Raw genomic sequence first — 18,371 nt, 5'->3', positions numbered from 1 at the left:
CCCCGGCCACCTCGCGCCCGCACGCCTGCTCCAAGGCGTCAGCGTTCGCGTGCACATGGCGCGCGAGGAAGCACGATGAGCCGCTTCGGGGCGGGGATCCGCCGTGGGGTGATGGCGGCGGACCAGTTCACCCAGATCGCCAACGACCTGTTCCGCGACAGCCGGCTCTCCTTCAAGGCGAAGGGAATCTTCGGCTACATCAGCACCCACCGCGCCGGCTGGCACGTGACGGTCGCCGACCTCGTGCGCGCCGGACCCGACGGGCGGGACGCCGTACGCGGCGGCCTGAGCGAACTGCAGAGGCACGGCTACCTCGTCCGCGAACAGCTCAGGCACGGCAACGGGACGCTCGGCGAGATCGTGTACTCGATCACGGACCGCCCTGCCTCCGCCGGCGCCGACCTCGCGCCGGCAGTCGGCACGGCGCTCTCCCTCCTGCCAGCGGGTGAGGCCGGGCCCGGCTTCGGGGCGGGGATCCGCCGTGGGGTGATGGCCGGGGACCAGTTCACTCAGATCGCCAACGGCCTGTTCCGCGACCCCCGACTGTCGTTCAAAGCCCAGGGCCTGTTCGGGCTCCTCAGCACGCACCGGGACGGCTGGCGGATGAGCGTCACCGACCTGGCGCGCCGCGGCCGCGACGGCGAGGCAGCCGTCAAGAGCGGGCTCAAGGAGCTGGAGAAGCACGGCTTCCTGCTCCGGGAACGCGAGCGCCATCCCGACGGCACCCTCGGCGCGGCGGCGTACTTCATCACCGACCTGCCCAGCCTGCAAAACAGCAGGTCCGGGCCGATGTCGGGTTTTCCACCAGTGGATAACCCGACGTCGGTTAATCGCCCCACTAAGAACACCAACAGAAAGAAGACCAACCAGCAGAAGACCAGATCCCTCCGTCCGTGCGATCGCGGCGATACCGCGCGAACGCCCCAAGGGACGGACGCACCAGCGTCCCCGCCGGCCGCGCCTCCGGCGGACGAGATGCATCCGGGAATCCAGCTCCTGCTCGAGATCGGCAGCAGCCGCCCCGAACTCCTGCTGACCGGGAAGGTGCTGACCGACCAGGGCCGCGTACTCACCGTGATGATGGAGTCCGGCTGGAGCAGCGAGCAGCTGCGCCACGTCATCACCGACCGGCCGTTGCCGAACCCAGTGCGCACCACGGTTGGTGCGATCATCGCCGCCCGTCTGCGGGCCGCCCAGGCCTATCCGCCGCCCGCCACGCTGGACAGCCCTCACCACCGCGACGACGTCCTGAACGACGCACCGCACGGGCGGCCAGCGACCAAGCGGTCGTCCACTGCGTCCGCCACCCGCACGGTGACCGAGGCCCTGACCTACCGAGCGCTCGTCGAGTGCGCCGGCTGCGGCGTTCCCGGGACCGCCCCCGGCGAAGATCTCTGCCCCGCATGCCTGGGCTGGCCGCTGTGCCGAACCTGCCCCGGCCCGACACCCCGGCGCGCCCACCCCGACGGTGACGGCCGCTGCATCACCTGTGCCACCGCATCGACCAACCTGCCGGAAGGAAGCACACCATGACCGCCCAGACACCGCCGACGACCAGCGGGATCGCTCAGCATCTGCGCCCCTTCCAGCAACAGCAGCAGCGGTGGGAGAGGAAGCGGTCCCGCGCGGTGCGCGGCGGCCACATCTGCTGCGGCTCCGGTTGCACGGACGGCTGCGAACCGGTCCTGATCCGTGAACGGGCCGGATGGGGCTGGGTCGACTGGAGTGTCCCGGCCGACGGCAGCCTGCCCGAACAGCCCCACCGGATCGCCGTGTTCACCCCGATCGCGACTCGCACCCAGCGCCTTGGCCTGCGCTGGCTGGCCAGGCGACCGGCACACCTCATCCGCCTCGGCCCCATGACCGTACGGCCGGTCACCGCCCTCGTCACGGCCCTCACCCTGACCGCCGCCATCGTCGCGATCACGCACGGCGTCCCCTTCAGCATCGTGGTGCCCGCAGCCACCTTGGCCCCCCTGCTCGTGGAGCACCTGCCCGAGCGCTTCGATGCCCGCGCCGGCGAGAACGTCCGGATCGTCGAGGCCGAAGCCGCCTGCCGTTACCTGCAGCGCCTCGCCGCTCTTCACACCGGCCTCGTCGAAGCGGCTCTCGGCAGCAACCGCTACGAGGTGCGGCGCGCCGTCGAGGTCGGCCACCACCAGCTGTTCGACACGGCAGACCTGCTCCAGCGCCGCGCCACCCGCTCGGCCTCCAGCGAGCTCATCGCCCAGGAGCGGCTGATGCTGCAACTCGCTATCCAGACCAGCCGGATCGTCACGCCCATGAACGGCGGAGCATCGTCCGACCGCCAAGACCGGTCCGGCCGACAGCAGCCGCTGGGTCCCTATCCGCCCCAACCCCGCCACCAGCCCAAGCCCTCAGCCGACCACGCAACCCCCGCCACGACGAAGGAGAAGACCTACATGCCCCAAAACCGTCCCGAGCAGCCGACCGGCGAGGTGTACCTGCTCTTCGCCCACGAGGCCTACTACCCGGCCGCCACCCAGGAGATCAACACCTCGCTCGTGGCCGCAGCCTCGCTGCTGCACCCGCACGTCCGGCAGCCTGACGGCGCACGCATCTACGAACGCCTCACCCGCGGCCGCCGACAGGGGGAGATCGTGCCGCTGTCCACGCTCACCCACGAGCTGGACGGCGGCGCGCGCTGGCCGGAGGTCGGCGACTGGGCTGCGGTCACCGCGGACCTGCTTCAACTCATCCAGGACCGTGAATGCGACGGGCTCAGCCTGCGCCTGCCGGATATCGCCCGTGCCCTGGTGTGCTCCGGCCCGCACAGCGAAGTCCGAGTCTACGATCCGGCGGCCGCGCGCTATCAGACGTACGGGCCCGCCGACCGTATCGAGGTCCTGGTCGAGGTCGGCAGGCAACTGGCTTTGGCGGAAGCCGGGTGCGCCCTGTGGCCGGGAGACGGCCTGCTGGTTTCCGTCAGTCCCGGGGAAGCCATGTGATGTTCGGCTACGAGGCGTACGAAGTCTGGGCGGACTTCCGCAGCTGCTGACTCGGTGTACACGCCCCAAGCGCCGTGGCAGCCAGCGATCAGGCAAGGCCGAAGGAGACGCGGCCGCGTCCGGGAACGATGGCGGCAAGGGCTCGCAGCCTGGCAGCTGAGGCGAGGCACACGCCGCCGTGCCGCCCCGGAATCTCTACCCGGTGCGGCGCGACGGCCGGTTCGTCTGCTCTGGCGCTCAGCCGCTCTCGGCGCGCTTCGGCGCGGGCAACGGTATCTAAGAGCCCTCCCCTGGGGAGGGGGAGAAGAGCCTGCCCAGGCATGTGATCACTCCGGAACCTGGAGAGGAGCTCGGGGGCGGCAGGCGCGGGAGCGTTCAGGAAACAGCGATGGCAGGTGCCGCGAAGCCGCCGGCTTCGCGGCGGAGAGGTGGCTGGCTCCGCACCGGCCATCGTGCGGCCTCTGGCCCACCGGGAGTTCGTCGATACCTTAAACCAGAGGCCGCGGTCTTACGGTATTCCCGTGTGAGATCACAAATCGGTCCACGGGCGAGGTTCGCCCCCGGTCAATGGCACCCACACCGGCCCGGACGGGCCGTGCTCCTCGATGTCTTCCAGGACGACGGCTCCCAGTTGAACCTCCCGGGCGAGAGCTGCGACGAGTGGGTGCTGGGTGACCATCGCCTGTAGATCGCTGATTCGGTCGCCGAGCCGGGCCCGGGAGGCGCCGGTGAGGACGAAGAGCACGCGGGGGAAGACCGGATACCAGCGGAGCCACGCCGGCCCGGTGGAGGCAGGCCTGCGGCGGCCAACGGGCTGGGCTTCGTACTGGAACAATCTGGCGTACTCGATCAGCTTCACGGCCAGGCGCTCGCTGCTCATGGTGCTGCGATCGACCTCCACGAAGGCGCGCAGCTTCGGGCGGTGTTCGTCGTCGACGACGGTGTAGTGCATGACGGCGTCGGCCACGAGCCGTTCTCCCTCACCGATGGGGTGGGACACTTCGGGGGTCCAGTCCCACGGGCCGTGCTCATGTCCGAGCCGGCGAGCATCTGCCGCGAAGGGAAGATGTGCGCGCACGACGGTGAGCGTGTGCGGTGTCTTCAGCGACGCTGCGGTTGCTGAGGTGATGGGGTACGGCGGACGCCCCCGCAGGATGGGGAGATCGCGGGTCAGACGCGAACCCTCAGGCGTGAGGTACCAGGCGTGAGTGCGAGACCGGTCCGAGTCCGGCAGCGGGGTGAGGTCGACGAAGCCCGTGGAACGCAGCTTGTTCAGCACGCGGGAGACCAGTTGGCGGGAGCTGTCCGGACGCAGCATCTGGCGCAACTGGCCGGTCGTGGCCATGCGGTGAAGGGCGAGAGCGGTCAGGACCTGCAAGCGCAGCGGTTCGGCGGGGCTGGGGGCCAACTCGGCGGCCGCAGCACCAGATGTGGGACGGGGCATGGAGAAGAGGCAACCCTCACCCCCCGACCCAACCCCCGACCATGGGGCCCCCACCAAGGTTACAACGCAAGAACACTCTCGTGGTCAGGGCCATGGTCGGGCTTTCACGGGCCCGACCACGCGAGTAGCCGGGAGATCAGAAGTATGCGCGGCCGCGCGAACAGGCGCTCGAGATAAGCGATGGCCGGTCCGCAGCAGCAGGTGCTGCTGCGGGGCGTGGTGGCGAACCACGCCATGCCGACCATCGTGCGACACCCGGCCCGCAAGGGACCAACTCCCAAAACCGGGGGCCGCGTTCATGGGGCGGTGAGCGGAGGTCCGCCCACCGCCGGGTACTACTTTCTGGACCGCTGGGCGGCCTGCTCGAGGATGCGCCGGCGCGTCCACCGCCGGCGCCCGTTCTGGCGCCCGGCATTCTCGGCAACCCCGTCCGTGGTCTTCAGCAGCGGAAGGTTGCCCTGGGACAGACTGCTGGAGAAGGAGCCGACGCTCTTGTACCCCAGCAAGGCGGCTGCCTGGCTCGCCCCCAGGAGTTCGTCGGGATCGCCGTCGACAGGAACGTCGGGCAGAGGCGGTGCCTCCTTGGCTCCGGCTCGTCTTCCGCGGCCGGGCCGGCTGGCCATCCACTCCTGCAGGGTCTGCACCTTCCAGAGCTGCCGGCGGTAAGGGTTCTCGGCCGTGCCCTTCTCCTCGACGACGTCCGGTTCGGGGAAGTAACCGGGGTGGTCGCGCACGAAGGTGGTGACCTGGTTGGAGTTCTTGTAGCCGAGGTACCTCGAGGCGTCCGCGGCGTTCAGCAACTCCTCCGGATCGCGGGAGGGCGGTGCGTGTCCAGCGAGCCGCGCCGGCGCCCGGTGGGCGAACCACTTGGTGACCTCCGCGTGGTCCCACAGGCGGGCGCGGCCGCGCTTGTCGACCGGCTCGGGGAACGCCTTGCCGACCGCGTTCTCCGTGCGCTCGGTGTAGAACTGGCTGATCCGCGCGGACGTCAGACCTTGTTCAGCCGCGATCTCAGCAGCGTCGGCCAGGCGAGGCTCACGGCGCGAGGTCATGGCAGAACCGTCCGCTCTGTCAGCAGTGCGCCGGCCAGCCCGGCTCACAACGCAAATAATGGCAGAAGTTTCGGAGGGAGGTCCAGCCCGCGGCTCAAGGTTTTTCGCCAGCGGCCGCGCTGACGGCTCCCCGCCTACTCCTCGGGGATCAAGCAGACCCCGCGGCGCGCGGCGGCCTCGGCCATCTCCATGTACGCCATGGCGGCCGGTGTCATCTCCCACTCGATCAGGGCCAGCAGCAGGATCACCTCGTCTCGGTCCTGCGAGGGATCACAGGGCATACCGGCGGTGTCCGCGGCGAACATCAGGTCCGCTGTGGCTAGCCCGTCGAGACGTGCTGCCACTTCCCGGTGCAGATCCTGCAGGCCCTGCTGGTACAGCTCGTTCGCCTCGCCCAGGAGCAGCACCAGGTCCTCGCCGTGGCTGGCCGGTGCCGCTGCAGCGAGATCGAGGATGCGCTGGGTGGTCGTCGTCATCATGAGGAGTATCCCTCCAAAGGAGCGGTGTGCGGTGTGGTGGTCAGTGGCAGCCGTCGCACCTGGCGGCGCTGTGCAGGATCTCGCCCGGCCCGGTGCGGGCCTTGGAGTCCCAGGTGGGCGGCTTTCGCAGGGCGGCGTGGACGTCGCGTTGCATCCGCTCGAAGTCCGCGTTCTCCTCAACCTCGATGCCGGGGTCCGGGGCATCGCGCCGGCGGGACAGGGCGATGAGCTCCGCCATGGTGATGTTCGGGTTGAACGGCACCTGGCGGACGCGTTCGACCAGCGCGCACAGCTCGGCGAGCCGCGGCCGGCGCCCGGCCATCAGCAGCAGATCGCGGTTGTTGGCCAGGGTGCAGGCCGAGCACGAACAACGACTGGAGCCACGCCGGTCCCCGGCGCCGGGATGCGAGTCGTAGCACCAGTGGTAGGGCAGCCCCGCACTGATCGTGCGCTCCCAGACCTCCTCGGTGCTCACCTGGTGGGCGGGCAGCCACTCGTCGACGACCCGGGCCGAGTTGTCAGTCGTACGGCGCCACACCTCCCGGTTGCGCCGGTCCGCGCTCTCCTCGGCCCGCATCCCGAGCACGTTGGCGAACATCAGCGGCCCGTCCGTCTCTTTCCTGAGCGCGCGGACCTGCGGTGTGAACGCCCGGTACACCATCTTCGTCTACCGGCTGCGGCCGCCCCAGACGTGCTCGCGGTGCGGCAACGAGCGGTCGGTGAAGGGTCGGCTGCCCGATGGCGGGCCTCTTTGTCACAGCTGCATTCGGGTTCCGGTGCCCTGCCACATCTGCGGCAGGTCCAAGCCGCTCACGGGACGCGGCCCGAAGGGGGAAGCGCTCTGCAGGGTCTGCTACGACAAGCACCCCATCGCCAGACGCAACTGTGTCCAGTGTGGTGTCCTCGAACGGCTCTATCATCATGGGTTTTGCAACTCGTGCGCTCTGTCCGGCAGTTGACCGGCCTGCTCGGCGGGCCGGACGGCATCGTCCGGCTGGACCTGGAACCGGTGTTCCAGTGCTTGCATCGGGGCGATCCCCTCTCTCTTCTCTACTGGCTTCGCGAACCCGTTCCGCAGCGCCTGCTGGCCGCTCTCGCCGCCGAGAAGGGGCCCGTGACGCACGACCTCCTGGACGGCCTTCAGCACCCGGTTAAAGCGGTCCGGCACCTGCGGGCGGCTCTGGCTGCCGACGGTGTTCTTCCGGCTCGCGACGAGCGCCTCGCCGAACTTGAGCGCTGGCTGCCCCGGGCCGTCGCCCGAATTGAGGACCTCAGCGAGCGCCAGGTCGTCCGCGGCTATGCCACCTGGCACCACTCGCGGCGGCTCCGGCGAGACGCCGAGAAACGGCCTGTCACGCTGCACCAGGCGGTTGTCGTCCGCCGTGAGGTCAAGGCTGCAATTCAGCTGATCGAATGGCTCCGGGCCCGCAGCACGAGCCTGGCCACCTGCACCCAGCACGACACTGACGACTGGCTGGCCGCCGACATCTGGGTCCGCTACCTCGCCCGGACCTTCCTGGTCTGGTCGGTACGGAACGGCCACGCTCACCGCGTCCTGATCCCGATCCCGCCCAAGGACCCGTCGATGGTCCTCCTCGAGCAAGATCAACGATGGGCCCATGTCCGCTGACTCGTGAAGGGCGACGGGGTTGACACCGCCACCCGCGTCGCGGGCCTTCTTCTCTTGCTGTTCGCCCAGCCTCTGAGTCGGACCTCCCAGATCCGGCTCGACCAAGTCACCCACACGGAGGATGGGGTTGCGCTCAAGCTCGGGCCCCACCCGACCGACTTGCCGCCTCCGCTGGACTCTCTCGTGCTTGAGCTCGTCCAGCAGCGCCACGGCTACTCGACCCTCGGACGCAGTGACGATCACCCATGGCTCTTCCCGGGCACGGCCGGCGGACAGCCAATCAGCAGCCGACAGCTCATGCGCAAGCTCACCGCTCTCGGTATCCGGGCACGTCCTGCCCGCAACACCACACTCATGGAGCTCTCCGCCGAACTCCCCGCGGTCGTCCTCAGCCGCCTGCTGGGACTGCACATCAGCCGCGCCGAGATGTGGACCAAGGAGGCAGGCTCCACACGAGCTAACTACGCTGCCCAGCTCTCACGCCGGAAGGGATTCCGCAGGTCCCAATAAGGGCACGGGATGCCGGTTGACTGGACCGTTTCCTGTCACCCTGCGAGGGTGAGGTTGTGGAGGCGGGCGATGCCGAGCATGGCGTGTCCTGCGGGCCCGACCATCACGCAGAAACTTCCTCCGCAGTCCAAGGACGAGGCGGAAGGTTGGGCCCACCGCTCAGGGCGCTCACCTCACGCAACCACCTGGCCACACGCTCAGGCGACGCCGGGATGTTCGGCAGTTCGAGCCAGAGGCGCAAGAAGAACATGACCGTGAACAGAACGGCTTCGATGCTGGACCGGTCGTTCTCCGTAACAGCCTGCTCCACCCACCCCTCTTCGCTGCCACGGAACATGTTCGCAATCAGGGCACCGGGAGCCGCATGAGCCTGCTCCGACCAGACTCGGAACAGAATATTGTACTGGTGGGCGCGCATGGGATCCGACGACAGCTTGGCGAGCTCGGCCGTGTCCTTCCGGCACCAGCTCGACACCCACCTCACTGAGCCGTCCGCCTTCGGCTTTCCCTGGAAATCACTGAAGTCGTTCGCTAGGTGCTGATCCACCAGCGCGACCAACTGAGCGTCGAAAGAATGCCCCTTCTCCTGCTGATAGGAAGCCTTCCTCTGCTGGGCGAGCAGCACCTGAAGCAGACCGAATCGGGCGAACAACAGAGTCCCCTTCCCACGGTCCTCCATCGCGCCCAGGTACTCCATGTTCACCAGCAGCTCGAACAGCTGACGGGTCACCCCGACCGCAGACTCCCAGTGGCCCTGCTCCAGCAGAGTCCGGACCGCCTTCACGCTGTTGGCGCCACGCATCAAGATCTCGATGTCGAAGCGGACAAGCTGATCAGCGGCGTTCGGCGTCGACTGCACGGTCTGCTCGGCCGCCACCGCGATCTCGCCCAGCAGCTTGAAGAACGGTCCCAGCCGGCCCTTTGGGGACGCCGAGCGCCGCACCTGGGGGTTCCCCGACACCTGCGCACCGGGACACTTCCGCTGGTTCTGCTTCTTGCTCTGCGCCATGTCCGCACCATAGCCAACCCAGTCAAGGGCTTGCTCGGCATTTTCCACCACCGTGACGCCAGCGCAACGGCGATTCACTCCAAAATAGCCGGACTACTGGTACAGCCCTGGGAATGCTCCCTTCGAAAACGGCGATCGTTCTGCTCGAAGAGTTCCCTTACCTAATCGACATGGAATCGATAAGGGATGGATCCGAACAGGCTCATTTGTATACGGCCCTCACTTCGGAGTTCGGGAATTACCGAAGGATCCTCCAAGGCTTCGCTCGTTGCTTCCCGGAATTCCTCTCTCCGATTCTTTGTCCCTTTTGCCTTCTTCCATGCGAAAAGAGTTAGAGCTGCACCCACGGTCACGCCAGACCCATAACCGAGTAGGTGTGCACTGTCGGGGATCGCGTGACTCATCTCGTTTACTCGTGCCGCGACGGTCCCTACTGCTCCCGGAACGGGTAGCCGCGCCAGCTGGCCCTTCGGTGCCTCCCAGATCCAGCTCACTCTCCGATGCTCCCATCCAGTTAGGAACTCGCCCGCGCTCACCTCTAGAGAGTCCCTGAATTCCTGCATGGTGCGATCGATTTGGAAGGCGGCAGAATCGCTCTCTTCTTTACTGTATTTTTCGATGGCCTTCAGGAATTTCTGATGCTCTTTCCTAGTTCGCATTTCCGAAATTTGACCGGCGGTCAAAAGTGCCGCCATCTCGTGAATGCTGCGTTCTTCTTCAAGGCGTCTTGGTGATTTCTCCTCGAATGGCTCCAGTAGTTCTATCCGTCCGTCGGCGGGGTGGTGTCGCCAGGGTGTGCGTGTCCCGTATAGTCGGTCAACGCTCCCGCCATAGGCTGCTGGGAAAATCGGAGGCAGTCCTATTCCTTTAGCCATGGTGCCCAGCGAGGCAATAGTCATGTAGGCGCGAATCTGCTGAGCCATCGCAGCTTGATCTGGTCTAACAAGCCTATCGCGAGCGTACTCCCAGAATTCGGTCTGCCGTACGGTCTCAAGGCGGCGCGCTTCAATTTTCCGCCTGACGCTACGAGTCATTTTCATCGCGATTTGCTCAGGTAGGTCGAGAGACATCCAATATTCCGGCTGTAGCAAGTATCGGTGTCCTATGATCCGCATCTTATCGCGAGTGTCGGTGTGAATGATCTGCGGATTAAGGCTATCCAGCAAGCTCGCTGACTCCCGTATTCTCTCTTTTTCCATCTCGGCTACGAAGTGGCGCTTCTCTATGACCATCTCGGCAACTTCCGCATAATTGTTGGCTGATGCGCGCATTGCCGTCACTATTAGGCCGTCGCGAAAAAGCTGTTGATAGCCGGGACCGTATTGCTCGTCGCGAAGAAGGGTGAACATCGAAGGGCTCACCAGGATGCTTGTGTCTGCGAGAAACAGGCGGCGATGTAGCAGAAGGTTATGGTTGATGTTGGCGCGCAACTGGGCCGTACGCTTCTCGCCTAGCGGTTCTAGAAGTTGATAGGCTTCGTCACCTGCCGCCCAGTACGCGTCGGGGTACTCGGGGGCGAGGCTTATCTCTTTGAGTTCCATCGTGTGCCCCAAGGTTTTCTCGTTGGAGCAAGGTTGAAGGTGGAACTGTTCTAGTTCCTCAAAGATTCTATGTGCTTCCTTTGACCAGTTTACTGAGTTTGGAGTTGTATCTCCTGCGGACCTGTGACCTTGCGGTGTCCTGCCGTTCCGTACGTGCGGGCGATACAGCTGCCAGGCGAGACTTCCCAACACCTACGGCTTTCGCCTCCGAGCGCATGGCTGAGCAGCGCCCGGCTTCCAGGACGCCTCTGCAGCCGAACAGTTGGGGGGAGGCTCTCGCCCCGAGCATTGCGCAGGTTCTGATAGCCGGACTTACCGATATCGACCAGGAGCCGGGTTTCGGGCCATTCGCTGCCGGTGGCCATGTAGAGGACTGCGGTGCGGTCGAAGTCGATGCCGTGCGCGTCCGGGGCGGTGAGCATCTTGGCGAGGTAGGCGGTGGAGTCGGCGCCCAGGCCCCAGTTGATGATGGTGTCCAGGTCGTCGTCGGCGGCGCTGAGGCCGGGCAGTGCAGGGGTGTACGTCGTACGGGGCCTGGCGGCTCTCACTTCTCGAGGGGCAGGTTGGGCAGCCGCTGGGCGGAGACGATGAGCAGGCGGTCGTCGGCGGGCCACGGATCGCAGGACTCCCAGGGATCGCCCTGGGACAGCACCACCACTTCGCCGGGCGCCGTGACGAGGCAGCACACGCCGCAGCCGCACGACGGGTCGAAGGGCTCGGGGTGGGCGATGTAGGGGGTGACGAAGTAGTCGGCTCCCTCCTCGCCGACCGCGGCCAGGAGCAGGTCGCCGTCCGCGACATCGCCGGCGCGGGCCACGCGCGCGTGCGGCAGAGCGAGCGCGAGACGGGGTCCGGGCTGTTGACGGCGAGCTGCCCGTCGATGAGGCGGGCGTTGCCGCTGGAGCGGACGTCCCCGGTGGCGGGGGCGGCGAGCACCACGGCGCTGGCTTTCAACGTCGCGCCGCTGGCGGTTGTGCCGGGTCGGCAGAGGCTGACCGCGGCGCCGCCGTTGTCGACGATGGAACGCAGCAGCGGGGCGTGAGTGTGGGGGTGGGCACCGTCCAGGCCGCGGGGCAGAACGGCGAGGGACGCGGCGCCGGTCTCGGCGGCGGCCTGGTGAGCGGTGGAGTCGACGCCGTAGGCGAGCGTGGCGGTGACGGTGTGCCCGGCCTCGGCGAGGGCGGTGGCGAAGTCGTGCGCGCGGGTGACGGCCTGCTCGGTGGGGACCCGGTTGCCGGTCACGGCGACCGCGCTGTCGGTCAGCCGCGCAAGTTGCTCGCGGCCGCGGACCCACAGACCCAGGGGGCATGCGGGCCCCAGGTCGGCGAGGGCAGTGGGCCACTCCTCGTCCGAGGGGGTGACGAACGGGCAGGTCAGCTCTGCTTGGGCGAGTTCCTCGTGCGGCCGGTAGGAGGCAAGGAGTCCGCTGCTGTCGCTGCGGACGCGCCGGTCCCACACCTCGGCCGGGGTGTACTCGTCGAGTTCGGCGGCGAGTTGGCCGGGGGCGAAGTGGGCGGCGAGCGCGGCGCGTGCGGCTCGTTCGGACAGGGCGCGTGTGGGCATGGGCGGCCGGCCTTTCGGGCAGGGCGCGGCACCAGCAGGCGAACCGGTGCCGCGCCGGGGCGGGCGAAGGGGGAAGTGATCAGCGGCCGACGGGAAGGGGGTGCCGTCGGCGGCTGCGGTGGAGTGGCCGGGCTAGGACCAGTTGGCGGACCGCTTTTGCTCCCACCAGGCGGGTGGGCTGCCCGGTCGCCCGGTGGCCGGTCGGGACGCAGCGGCGGGCTGAGGCGCCGGGGGAGCGGTGACCGGGCGGGCGGCGATCGGGCTGGGCAGGCTGGTCTCGGTGTAGGCGATGCGCCTGCGCAGGCTGATGCCGAGGTCGTCGATGCTCAGGTAGATGGAGTCGTCCTTGACCCCGGTGATGCGCCCCTTGACCAGGACGCTGACCCCGTCGACGAGCGATTCGGCGGCGTTGCTGGCCAGGTCCCGCCAGGCGGTGCAGATGTAGGGGATCGGCTCCAGGTCACGCCACTTCTGCGCGGTGGCATCCCACTGTGTAGGGGTCTCGGTGAGGCGGAACCGGCAGACAGCGATGCCGCTTTGAGTGAAGCGGACTTCCACGCCACCGGCGACGGTGCCGGTCACGTGCGTGACGCACGGGGCCATGCGAACACCTCTTATTTAGAAGAATAGTGTTTTTTGCGTGTTGGTCAACCCCCTGTCGGCACTTCCCGCCGCCGGAGAGTGCGGTACGGCGGGCGAGACGCCGGAAGCGGGCTTTCCACCCGGTCGGCTGCGCCGGGGCCGGCGGCGGGGTGAGGTTGTCGAACACCGTGGCGTCCCCGATCTCCACCAGCAGCGGCACCGTGCTGTCGGCCCGGACCAACTGCTCGTCGGTGGTGTCCAGATGAACGGAGACCCGAACGGCCCGGAGGTCGGCGTCGAGGTAGGCGAACACGAGGATGCCCGCGATCTCCATGCAGGGCAGGCCCTCGTCGTCAGGCCCCCGCATCGCGTGGAACACCGCCGTACTGTTCGCCTCCGCGCACTCCTCGGCGTCCGAGAGCCTGGGGTTTCGGGGCGCGAGCACGCAGCGGGAGATGTCCGTGTCGTACAGCGTGTAGCCCTCGATGTCCTCCCTCGACCCGTAGAAGAGCTCCACGGCCCTACGGTCGTCGGCGGGCGGACGGAACGGGACGCCATCCTCGCCCGCCACGTCGTCCCAGGAACTGCGCACGGGCTGCGCCAGCGAGGCAAGGGCGGAGGCCTCGTCGGACCAGAGCGTGACATCGTCGCTGTGCCGGTCCCACTGGCGCAGCACCCACGCGCGGCCTGTCACCTGCGGGGTGAGGTTCTCCTCGACGGCGAAGCTGAAGCGGCTCAGCCACCCTTCGAGGATGCTGACGGTGTCCGCCCCCGGCCATTCGCCGGTGCGCTCCTGGAGGCCGTCCGTCAGGTCGGCCAGATCGATGATGGCCCCGCCTGCGGGCGGGGCCGGGTCCGGTTTGATCGGCATGGCGGTTTCCTTCCGTGCGGAACGGGGCGGTCAGGCCCCGTTCATGAGGCCGTTGAAGAGGTCCATCAGGTGTTGCTGGTCGGGGGTGAGGGTCGCGGTGCGCAGCACGCGTCGGCGCAGGACGGGCACGTCGAGGCTGATGCCGGAGGGCACATCGGGCCGCTCGGGCAGCGAGATCAGCTGGTAGTTCCGCGTGTGGATCATCCAGGCCTCGTACCGGTCGGCGGGGCTGCCGCTGCGGGCGGCCTGCCCCTCGTCCGTCGTGCGGGACAGGCAGAGGCAGGACGGATTGGAACACGGCCGTCCGGCGGGGTGGCTGGCCAGGACCGGGCTGCGGCGGTAGTGCGTGACGGTGCCGTTCAGCATCGGGCAGTGGTCGGCGGTGTACGGCAGGCACTCGGGGTGCAGCGCCGGTTCCGGGGAGCAGCCCTTGACGACGTCGGCCGGGCGCACCAGCAGGAAGCACCGCTCCAGCGGGTGTTCGCAGATTTGGCACAGGCGTCGCCGGAAGGCGTTGATGGCCTTGTCGGCGTCGAGGACACCGAAGGCGGCGTGACCGTCGTGGATCAGGGTCACGTATGGCACCACCAGGCCGCCCGACAGCGGCCGGTGGGCACAGCGTTGGGGTATCGCGTGCATGGGGAGAGTTCCTTCGGATCGGGGGCGTGCCACGAGGGCTCGGCTGCCGGGTGTCAGCCGCTGGCCGATGGGGGAGGGTCGGCGGGGCCGCCGGCCAGGAGCGCTTCCCAGTGGGCGTAGCGGCAGCCGGTCGCGTCGTGCAGGCGCAGATGCAGCCAGTTGAGGTTGTCTCCGGCCCGGAGGACGGCCTCCGCGCCGATGGCGGCGGCCCGGGGGTAGATGGAGCCGTCGTCGGGGTCGACCAGGACGATGATCAGCCCTGGGCGGTGCGGCACGTGGCGGAGCGTGAAGTCGGTGTAGCTGCGGTCGTCCAGGAGCACGAGCGGCGCGCGCTGGTACTCCTCGGCGCTGAACAACGGCGATGGCAGGTGCAGGCGGGGGACCGGGCTCGACCGCAGGCCGACCGGATCGTCGTCGGTGCTGTCGCTGATCACCAGCACCGGGGCCTGCGGTCCTTCCCGGGGGGCTTGTGGTGGGGCGGACATGGCGGTGACACGTCGCTTTCGTGAGGACCGTGGCCAGGAAGAGGCTTCGGGAAAGAGGGAGTTGACGGCCCGCGGGCGGGGCGGCCGACCGGAGGGCCGCCCCGCCCGCAGGCGTTCGCTCAGCCGAGCGGGTAGAGCACCAGCGCGGGCAGGGCGGTGTCGGGGATGCGGTCCCTGTACAGCTCGCGCAAGGACGGGTCCGCCTTGAGCTCCTCCGGCAGCGGGAAGATGTCGCCGACGAGCTCGCTGAGGGTCGGCGCGTACCGCGAGTGGCTGTAGGTGGAGAACGGCGAGAACAGGCTCCCCTCGGCGTCCCGGGACAGCACGACGAGCGTGTCTCCGGGCAGGCCCTTCCAGTCCTCGCGGACCAGATGGCGCAGCACGGTGAGGGTCAGGGGGCGGTCGGGGGCCTCGCCGTCCGGGACGGGGGACGGTGCCTGCTGCTGGTCGGTCATGACGGCCTTTCACGTGCGGGCCGGGCTGGGAGCGGTCCGGCCGGTTGATCGGCGGGGTGCGGGCGCCGCCCCGTTGCCGGGGCGGCGCCGTGCGGGCCCGTCAGTCGTCCTCGATCGCGTCCAGGCAGGCGACGGGAACGCCGTTGCCCGGGAGCCGGAAGCGCGTCATGTCCTCGGGGATGCGGTACTTGGTGTTGCGCGGGTCGCGGCGCAGGATGCGGGTGGACTCCTCGTCCAGCAGGAAGCCCGCGCGGCTGCCGGTGCGGTTGCGCTCCTGCACGGTGCCGGTGAGACCGCGCAGCAGGGCCGGGCGCAGCGACTCGTTGATGCGGGCCCGGCGACCGGCCACGAGTCCGGCGAACGCCTCCTTGTCGATCGCGCTGAGCCGCAGTGCGGAGGCTTCCTGGACCTTCGCGACCTGGATCGCATTCGGCAGCTTGCCGATGAAGTCGAGGACTTCGGCCATGGTGACGGTCATGCTGGTTCGCCTCTCTGTGACGCGGGGGTGGGGAACCGTCCGGGCACGGGCGTGCCCGGCCGGGGCTTGCGGGGGAGGTTCGGTCAGGCGGCGGCCTCGGGCCGGTGGCGGGCGACCGCCTCGTCCTCGACCTCGGACAGCCGGTAGCTGCCGTTGTCGTCCTGGCCGAGCGCTTCGAGGAGCAGCAGGTAGCGGGCCTGCCGCACGTTGAGGTTCGACCACGCCTTGGGCTCGCGGATGTCGTGCTCGCAGGCGGCGGCGACGTGCGCGAACAGCGCGTTGACGACGCGTGCCTTGGGCAGCTGCGCTGCTGTCTCCGCCAGGTCCGCGTGCTCGGGCTCCTTGCTGCCCAGGAAACGGGCGACGGTCTCGGACTCGTGCTTGTCGGTCCAGGAGCTGTAGAAGTACGGGACGGTGAGCACGACCTCCTGCGCGAAGACGCGGGCCGCATCCGGCAGGGCCTTCTGGCGCACGAGCCGGGCGACGAAGTCCTGACGGGGACCGGCGGCGGCCTTCCACGCCCGGTTGCAGGCGATGACCTTGCGGCGCTCCTCCACCCGCTGCTCGTCCTCCTCCGTCCTGGGCTTCCTCGGCTGCGGGCGGACCTTGTGACCGTGCGCGGCCGGGTCGGAGCAGTGCCACACGGGCTGGTGCTCGTCGTCGAGCCGGGCACTGTGGCCGGGGCAGTTCTTGTGGTTGTCCTCGGTGAGCGGATTGCCCAGCCCGGTGGTCAGCTCGGCCAGCGGCTTGGACGTGTCCTTCTCCCCCCAGCTCGGCTGCCCCAGCAGCGGGATCTCCGCCTTCTTGAGGTCTTCCTCGGCCTTCGTCCGGGCCTCGGCGTCGGCCTGCTCGGCCTTGAGCAGCGCCAACTCCTGGTCCCAGTGGCCGCGCCCGCCGTTGCCCTCATCGTGATCGCGCTTCAGCGCGCGCAGCAGACGGCGCTCCGCACCGTCCACGTGCTCGACCTCGGCGAGCTGGGCGGTCTGCTCCAGGTCCATGCCTCCGGCCGTTGCCCGGCGAAGGGTGGCGTCATCGAGCTTCTGCGCCGCCTTGGCATGCTTGGCCGCGTTGCGGCCGACGCCGAGAGCCCTGGTGGCCTGGCGCCGTTCGACGTCGCTCATGTCGATCAGGGACAGCTCCTGCGACTTCAGGATGTCGCGCTCGCTCATCCCCTCGCGGTGCTTGTTCTCGACCAGGGACAGGAACCGGGTCCAGCCGTCACGGCCGACCAGGTCTTCCCGCACGTGCGCCTTGATCCTGCGCACCGGGCGGCCGTCCTGTTCGGCGGTGTCGTTGGCGATCTTCTGTGCCTGCGCGCGCCGCCAGCCCTTGAATGCGCCGTACGTGCCGTCGGGCCGGGGCCGGACGCTGATGGTCTCCTCGACACCGATCTCCTTGACGGAGGCGATCAGCTCCTCGTCCGGTTCGGTGTCGGTTTCTCGGGCGTTCTGCTCGTCGCGCACCACCTGCGCCGGGTCGAGCAGGACGATCTGCGGCGCGTCTTCCTCCTCGGGCGTGACGGGTTCGGTGGGCTGGGTCGAGACGGCGGTGGCCATGGGGCTCTCCTTCTCCTTGCCTGTTCGGCGAATTGGGGCGGTTGGGGTGTCGCCCCCTCGCTTCAAATGCAGTAATAGTGTCTTCTGGGTTGAGGGCTAGACGCCCTCTGACCTGCGAAAACGTGGCTTCTCGGGGTGTCTGAGGTGCTCCATAGGGCGGTCTCGGTCGACGAGTCCCGGCCTCAGCTCAGGTCGTGCACGACGTGCCAGCACGGACCGGACAAGACTGTGAGTCCCAGGTTCCCGACCTGCTCAAGCAGGGTCTCGTCCCACCCGGCGCTGACCGGGAGGGAGGGAACGGCCCGGTACGTGTTGGGTCCGAGCTGCTCGTAGCCCGAGCCGAGAACTATGTGCTTGTCGTCGCCGACCGTGAACAGCTGCACGTGCACGTCGGCAGAGTTTCCGCTGGCGGGGCGGTGTGCCTGGGCTTGCAGCGACTCGTCCAGCGCTGCCCACTCCCGGGGCGGCGCGACCACGACGCCGTAGACGGCGTAGACGGAGTGGGGCACGGACATGGGTCAACCTCTCTGGCTCAGGGGCCGGTTCGGTGTGTGGGCGACGCGGGGGCGGGCGCGGCCGGCCGGAGCCGACGGGCACGGTGGCGCTCACGTGACGCGCGGGTGCCGGCTACGTGTGCGGGCCGCCCGGATCTCCGCGTCGAAGTCCGGGTACTGCCTCGACGTCGACGGCAGCAGCGCGTTGCGGACGTCCATGGCTCGGGTGAGAACCGCCAGTTGCGCGGGAGACAGTACCCACGGGCCCCGCTCGTCAGCGTCCAGCAGGGACAGCAGGTCCTCGGCGGTGCCGACGTCCTCGGCCTGCCGGAACACCGGGTGCGTCCGGTTGACCCGCAGTGCGAGGCTCAGGCTGGCTCCCAGGTGCGGGGCGTAGCAGCGCCGGTCGGGCGTGATCACCTGGTGGCCGTTGGGCACGGTGAGGATCTGGAGTACGCCTGCGACGAGCCGTTCGTCGCTCTGGACGGGGAACGTCGACTCCGTCGCCGGGCTGCCGCAGGAGCGGCAGCGGTAGGTGCCCGGACTCTCGGGCTGGTAGCGGCCGCTGCGGCAGACGTGGCAGAGGATCGGAACAGGCACGGTGCACCTCCGCG

The 18,371-nt window shown here is 68.6% G+C and carries 21 protein-coding genes and 1 pseudogene; 4 read left to right on the top strand and 18 right to left on the bottom strand.

Translation table 11 applies throughout. The features are described 5' to 3' along the window. The first annotated feature begins 75 nt into the window (after window positions 1–75). Window positions 76–1,533 (top strand): hypothetical protein, encoded by a 1,458-nt coding sequence (locus ACZ470_RS36985; protein WP_468434342.1) that lies wholly within the window; start codon window positions 76–78, stop codon window positions 1,531–1,533. Further along, window positions 1,530–2,969 carry a hypothetical protein gene (locus tag ACZ470_RS36980; RefSeq protein ID WP_468434341.1) on the top strand — a complete coding sequence of 480 codons (1,440 nt, stop codon included), beginning with the start codon at window positions 1,530–1,532 and terminating at the stop codon, window positions 2,967–2,969. The genes ACZ470_RS36985 and ACZ470_RS36980 overlap by 4 nt, the downstream gene beginning before the upstream one ends. A gap of 529 nt (window positions 2,970–3,498) precedes the next feature. Here the strand turns inward: ACZ470_RS36980 and ACZ470_RS36975 are convergent. From ACZ470_RS36975 to ACZ470_RS36960, 4 genes are all read right to left on the bottom strand, one after another. Next, the gene (locus ACZ470_RS36975; protein ID WP_468434340.1) at window positions 3,499–4,413 is read right to left on the bottom strand and encodes a replication-relaxation family protein; all 915 of its coding nucleotides are present in this window, start codon (window positions 4,411–4,413) and stop codon (window positions 3,499–3,501) included. 335 nt (window positions 4,414–4,748) lie between these two features. Beyond that, entirely contained in the window at window positions 4,749–5,465 is a 717-nt protein-coding gene (locus ACZ470_RS36970) for a hypothetical protein (protein WP_468434339.1), read from the bottom strand. Window positions 5,466–5,599: 134 nt separating this feature from the next. After that, a complete protein-coding gene (locus ACZ470_RS36965; RefSeq protein ID WP_468434338.1) occupies window positions 5,600–5,944 on the bottom strand; it encodes a hypothetical protein in 345 nt (114 codons plus the stop codon). Between the two features lie 40 nt (window positions 5,945–5,984). Further along, a complete protein-coding gene (locus ACZ470_RS36960; RefSeq protein WP_468434337.1) occupies window positions 5,985–6,605 on the bottom strand; it encodes an adenine nucleotide alpha hydrolase family protein in 621 nt (206 codons plus the stop codon). A gap of 267 nt (window positions 6,606–6,872) precedes the next feature. Here ACZ470_RS36960 and ACZ470_RS36955 point away from each other — a divergent pair, with 267 nt between their 5' ends. Together ACZ470_RS36955 and ACZ470_RS36950 are read left to right on the top strand one after the other, a co-directional pair. Further along, a complete protein-coding gene (locus ACZ470_RS36955; RefSeq protein WP_468434336.1) occupies window positions 6,873–7,574 on the top strand; it encodes a hypothetical protein in 702 nt (233 codons plus the stop codon). 183 nt (window positions 7,575–7,757) lie between these two features. Beyond that, complete coding sequence (locus ACZ470_RS36950) at window positions 7,758–8,084, top strand: hypothetical protein (RefSeq protein WP_468434335.1); 327 nt, start codon at window positions 7,758–7,760, stop codon at window positions 8,082–8,084. 103 nt (window positions 8,085–8,187) lie between these two features. Here ACZ470_RS36950 and ACZ470_RS36945 read toward each other — a convergent pair whose 3' ends face one another. The 14 genes and pseudogenes from ACZ470_RS36945 to ACZ470_RS36880 form a co-directional block, all read right to left on the bottom strand. Next, complete coding sequence (locus ACZ470_RS36945) at window positions 8,188–9,093, bottom strand: DUF5677 domain-containing protein (RefSeq protein ID WP_468434334.1); 906 nt, start codon at window positions 9,091–9,093, stop codon at window positions 8,188–8,190. Window positions 9,094–9,254: 161 nt separating this feature from the next. Further along, complete coding sequence (locus tag ACZ470_RS36940) at window positions 9,255–10,634, bottom strand: hypothetical protein (protein ID WP_468434333.1); 1,380 nt, start codon at window positions 10,632–10,634, stop codon at window positions 9,255–9,257. Window positions 10,635–10,723: 89 nt separating this feature from the next. Then, a complete protein-coding gene (locus tag ACZ470_RS36935; protein ID WP_468434380.1) occupies window positions 10,724–11,182 on the bottom strand; it encodes a hypothetical protein in 459 nt (152 codons plus the stop codon). Next, window positions 11,179–11,451: a hypothetical protein gene (locus tag ACZ470_RS36930; protein WP_468434379.1), complete on the bottom strand. Its 273-nt coding sequence runs from the start codon at window positions 11,449–11,451 to the stop codon at window positions 11,179–11,181. The genes ACZ470_RS36935 and ACZ470_RS36930 overlap by 4 nt, the downstream gene beginning before the upstream one ends. Before the next feature lie 158 nt (window positions 11,452–11,609). Next, window positions 11,610–12,197, bottom strand: a pseudogene (locus ACZ470_RS36925) (DNA-processing protein DprA); the annotation flags it as partial. Between the two features lie 132 nt (window positions 12,198–12,329). Then, window positions 12,330–12,755, bottom strand: a complete 426-nt coding sequence (locus ACZ470_RS36920) for a single-stranded DNA-binding protein (RefSeq protein ID WP_468434332.1) — start codon at window positions 12,753–12,755, stop codon at window positions 12,330–12,332. Beyond that, on the bottom strand, window positions 12,658–13,650 hold the full coding sequence (locus ACZ470_RS36915; RefSeq protein ID WP_468434331.1) for a hypothetical protein: 993 nt from the start codon (window positions 13,648–13,650) through the stop codon (window positions 12,658–12,660). Before ACZ470_RS36915 ends, ACZ470_RS36920 begins: the two co-directional genes overlap by 98 nt. Window positions 13,651–13,680: 30 nt before the next feature. Next, complete coding sequence (locus ACZ470_RS36910) at window positions 13,681–14,289, bottom strand: cell envelope biogenesis protein OmpA (protein WP_468434330.1); 609 nt, start codon at window positions 14,287–14,289, stop codon at window positions 13,681–13,683. Window positions 14,290–14,342: 53 nt separating this feature from the next. Beyond that, the gene (locus ACZ470_RS36905; RefSeq protein ID WP_468434329.1) at window positions 14,343–14,729 is read right to left on the bottom strand and encodes a hypothetical protein; all 387 of its coding nucleotides are present in this window, start codon (window positions 14,727–14,729) and stop codon (window positions 14,343–14,345) included. 164 nt (window positions 14,730–14,893) lie between these two features. Beyond that, window positions 14,894–15,229 carry a hypothetical protein gene (locus ACZ470_RS36900; RefSeq protein ID WP_468434328.1) on the bottom strand — a complete coding sequence of 112 codons (336 nt, stop codon included), beginning with the start codon at window positions 15,227–15,229 and terminating at the stop codon, window positions 14,894–14,896. 100 nt (window positions 15,230–15,329) lie between these two features. Then, window positions 15,330–15,707, bottom strand: a complete 378-nt coding sequence (locus ACZ470_RS36895; RefSeq protein ID WP_468434327.1) for a hypothetical protein — start codon at window positions 15,705–15,707, stop codon at window positions 15,330–15,332. An 83-nt stretch (window positions 15,708–15,790) separates the two neighbouring features. After that, window positions 15,791–17,263, bottom strand: a complete 1,473-nt coding sequence (locus tag ACZ470_RS36890; RefSeq protein ID WP_468434326.1) for a ParB/RepB/Spo0J family partition protein — start codon at window positions 17,261–17,263, stop codon at window positions 15,791–15,793. Between the two features lie 182 nt (window positions 17,264–17,445). Beyond that, the gene (locus tag ACZ470_RS36885; RefSeq protein ID WP_468434325.1) at window positions 17,446–17,778 is read right to left on the bottom strand and encodes a hypothetical protein; all 333 of its coding nucleotides are present in this window, start codon (window positions 17,776–17,778) and stop codon (window positions 17,446–17,448) included. Window positions 17,779–17,868: 90 nt separating this feature from the next. After that, window positions 17,869–18,357 (bottom strand): hypothetical protein, encoded by a 489-nt coding sequence (locus tag ACZ470_RS36880; RefSeq protein WP_468434324.1) that lies wholly within the window; start codon window positions 18,355–18,357, stop codon window positions 17,869–17,871. Window positions 18,358–18,371 lie beyond the last annotated feature (14 nt).

The organism is Streptomyces sp. NPDC031111 (assembly GCF_055570675.1).
The sequence above is the reverse complement of the archived record's forward strand: the minus strand, read 5'-3'. Positions and strand labels throughout refer to the sequence as shown.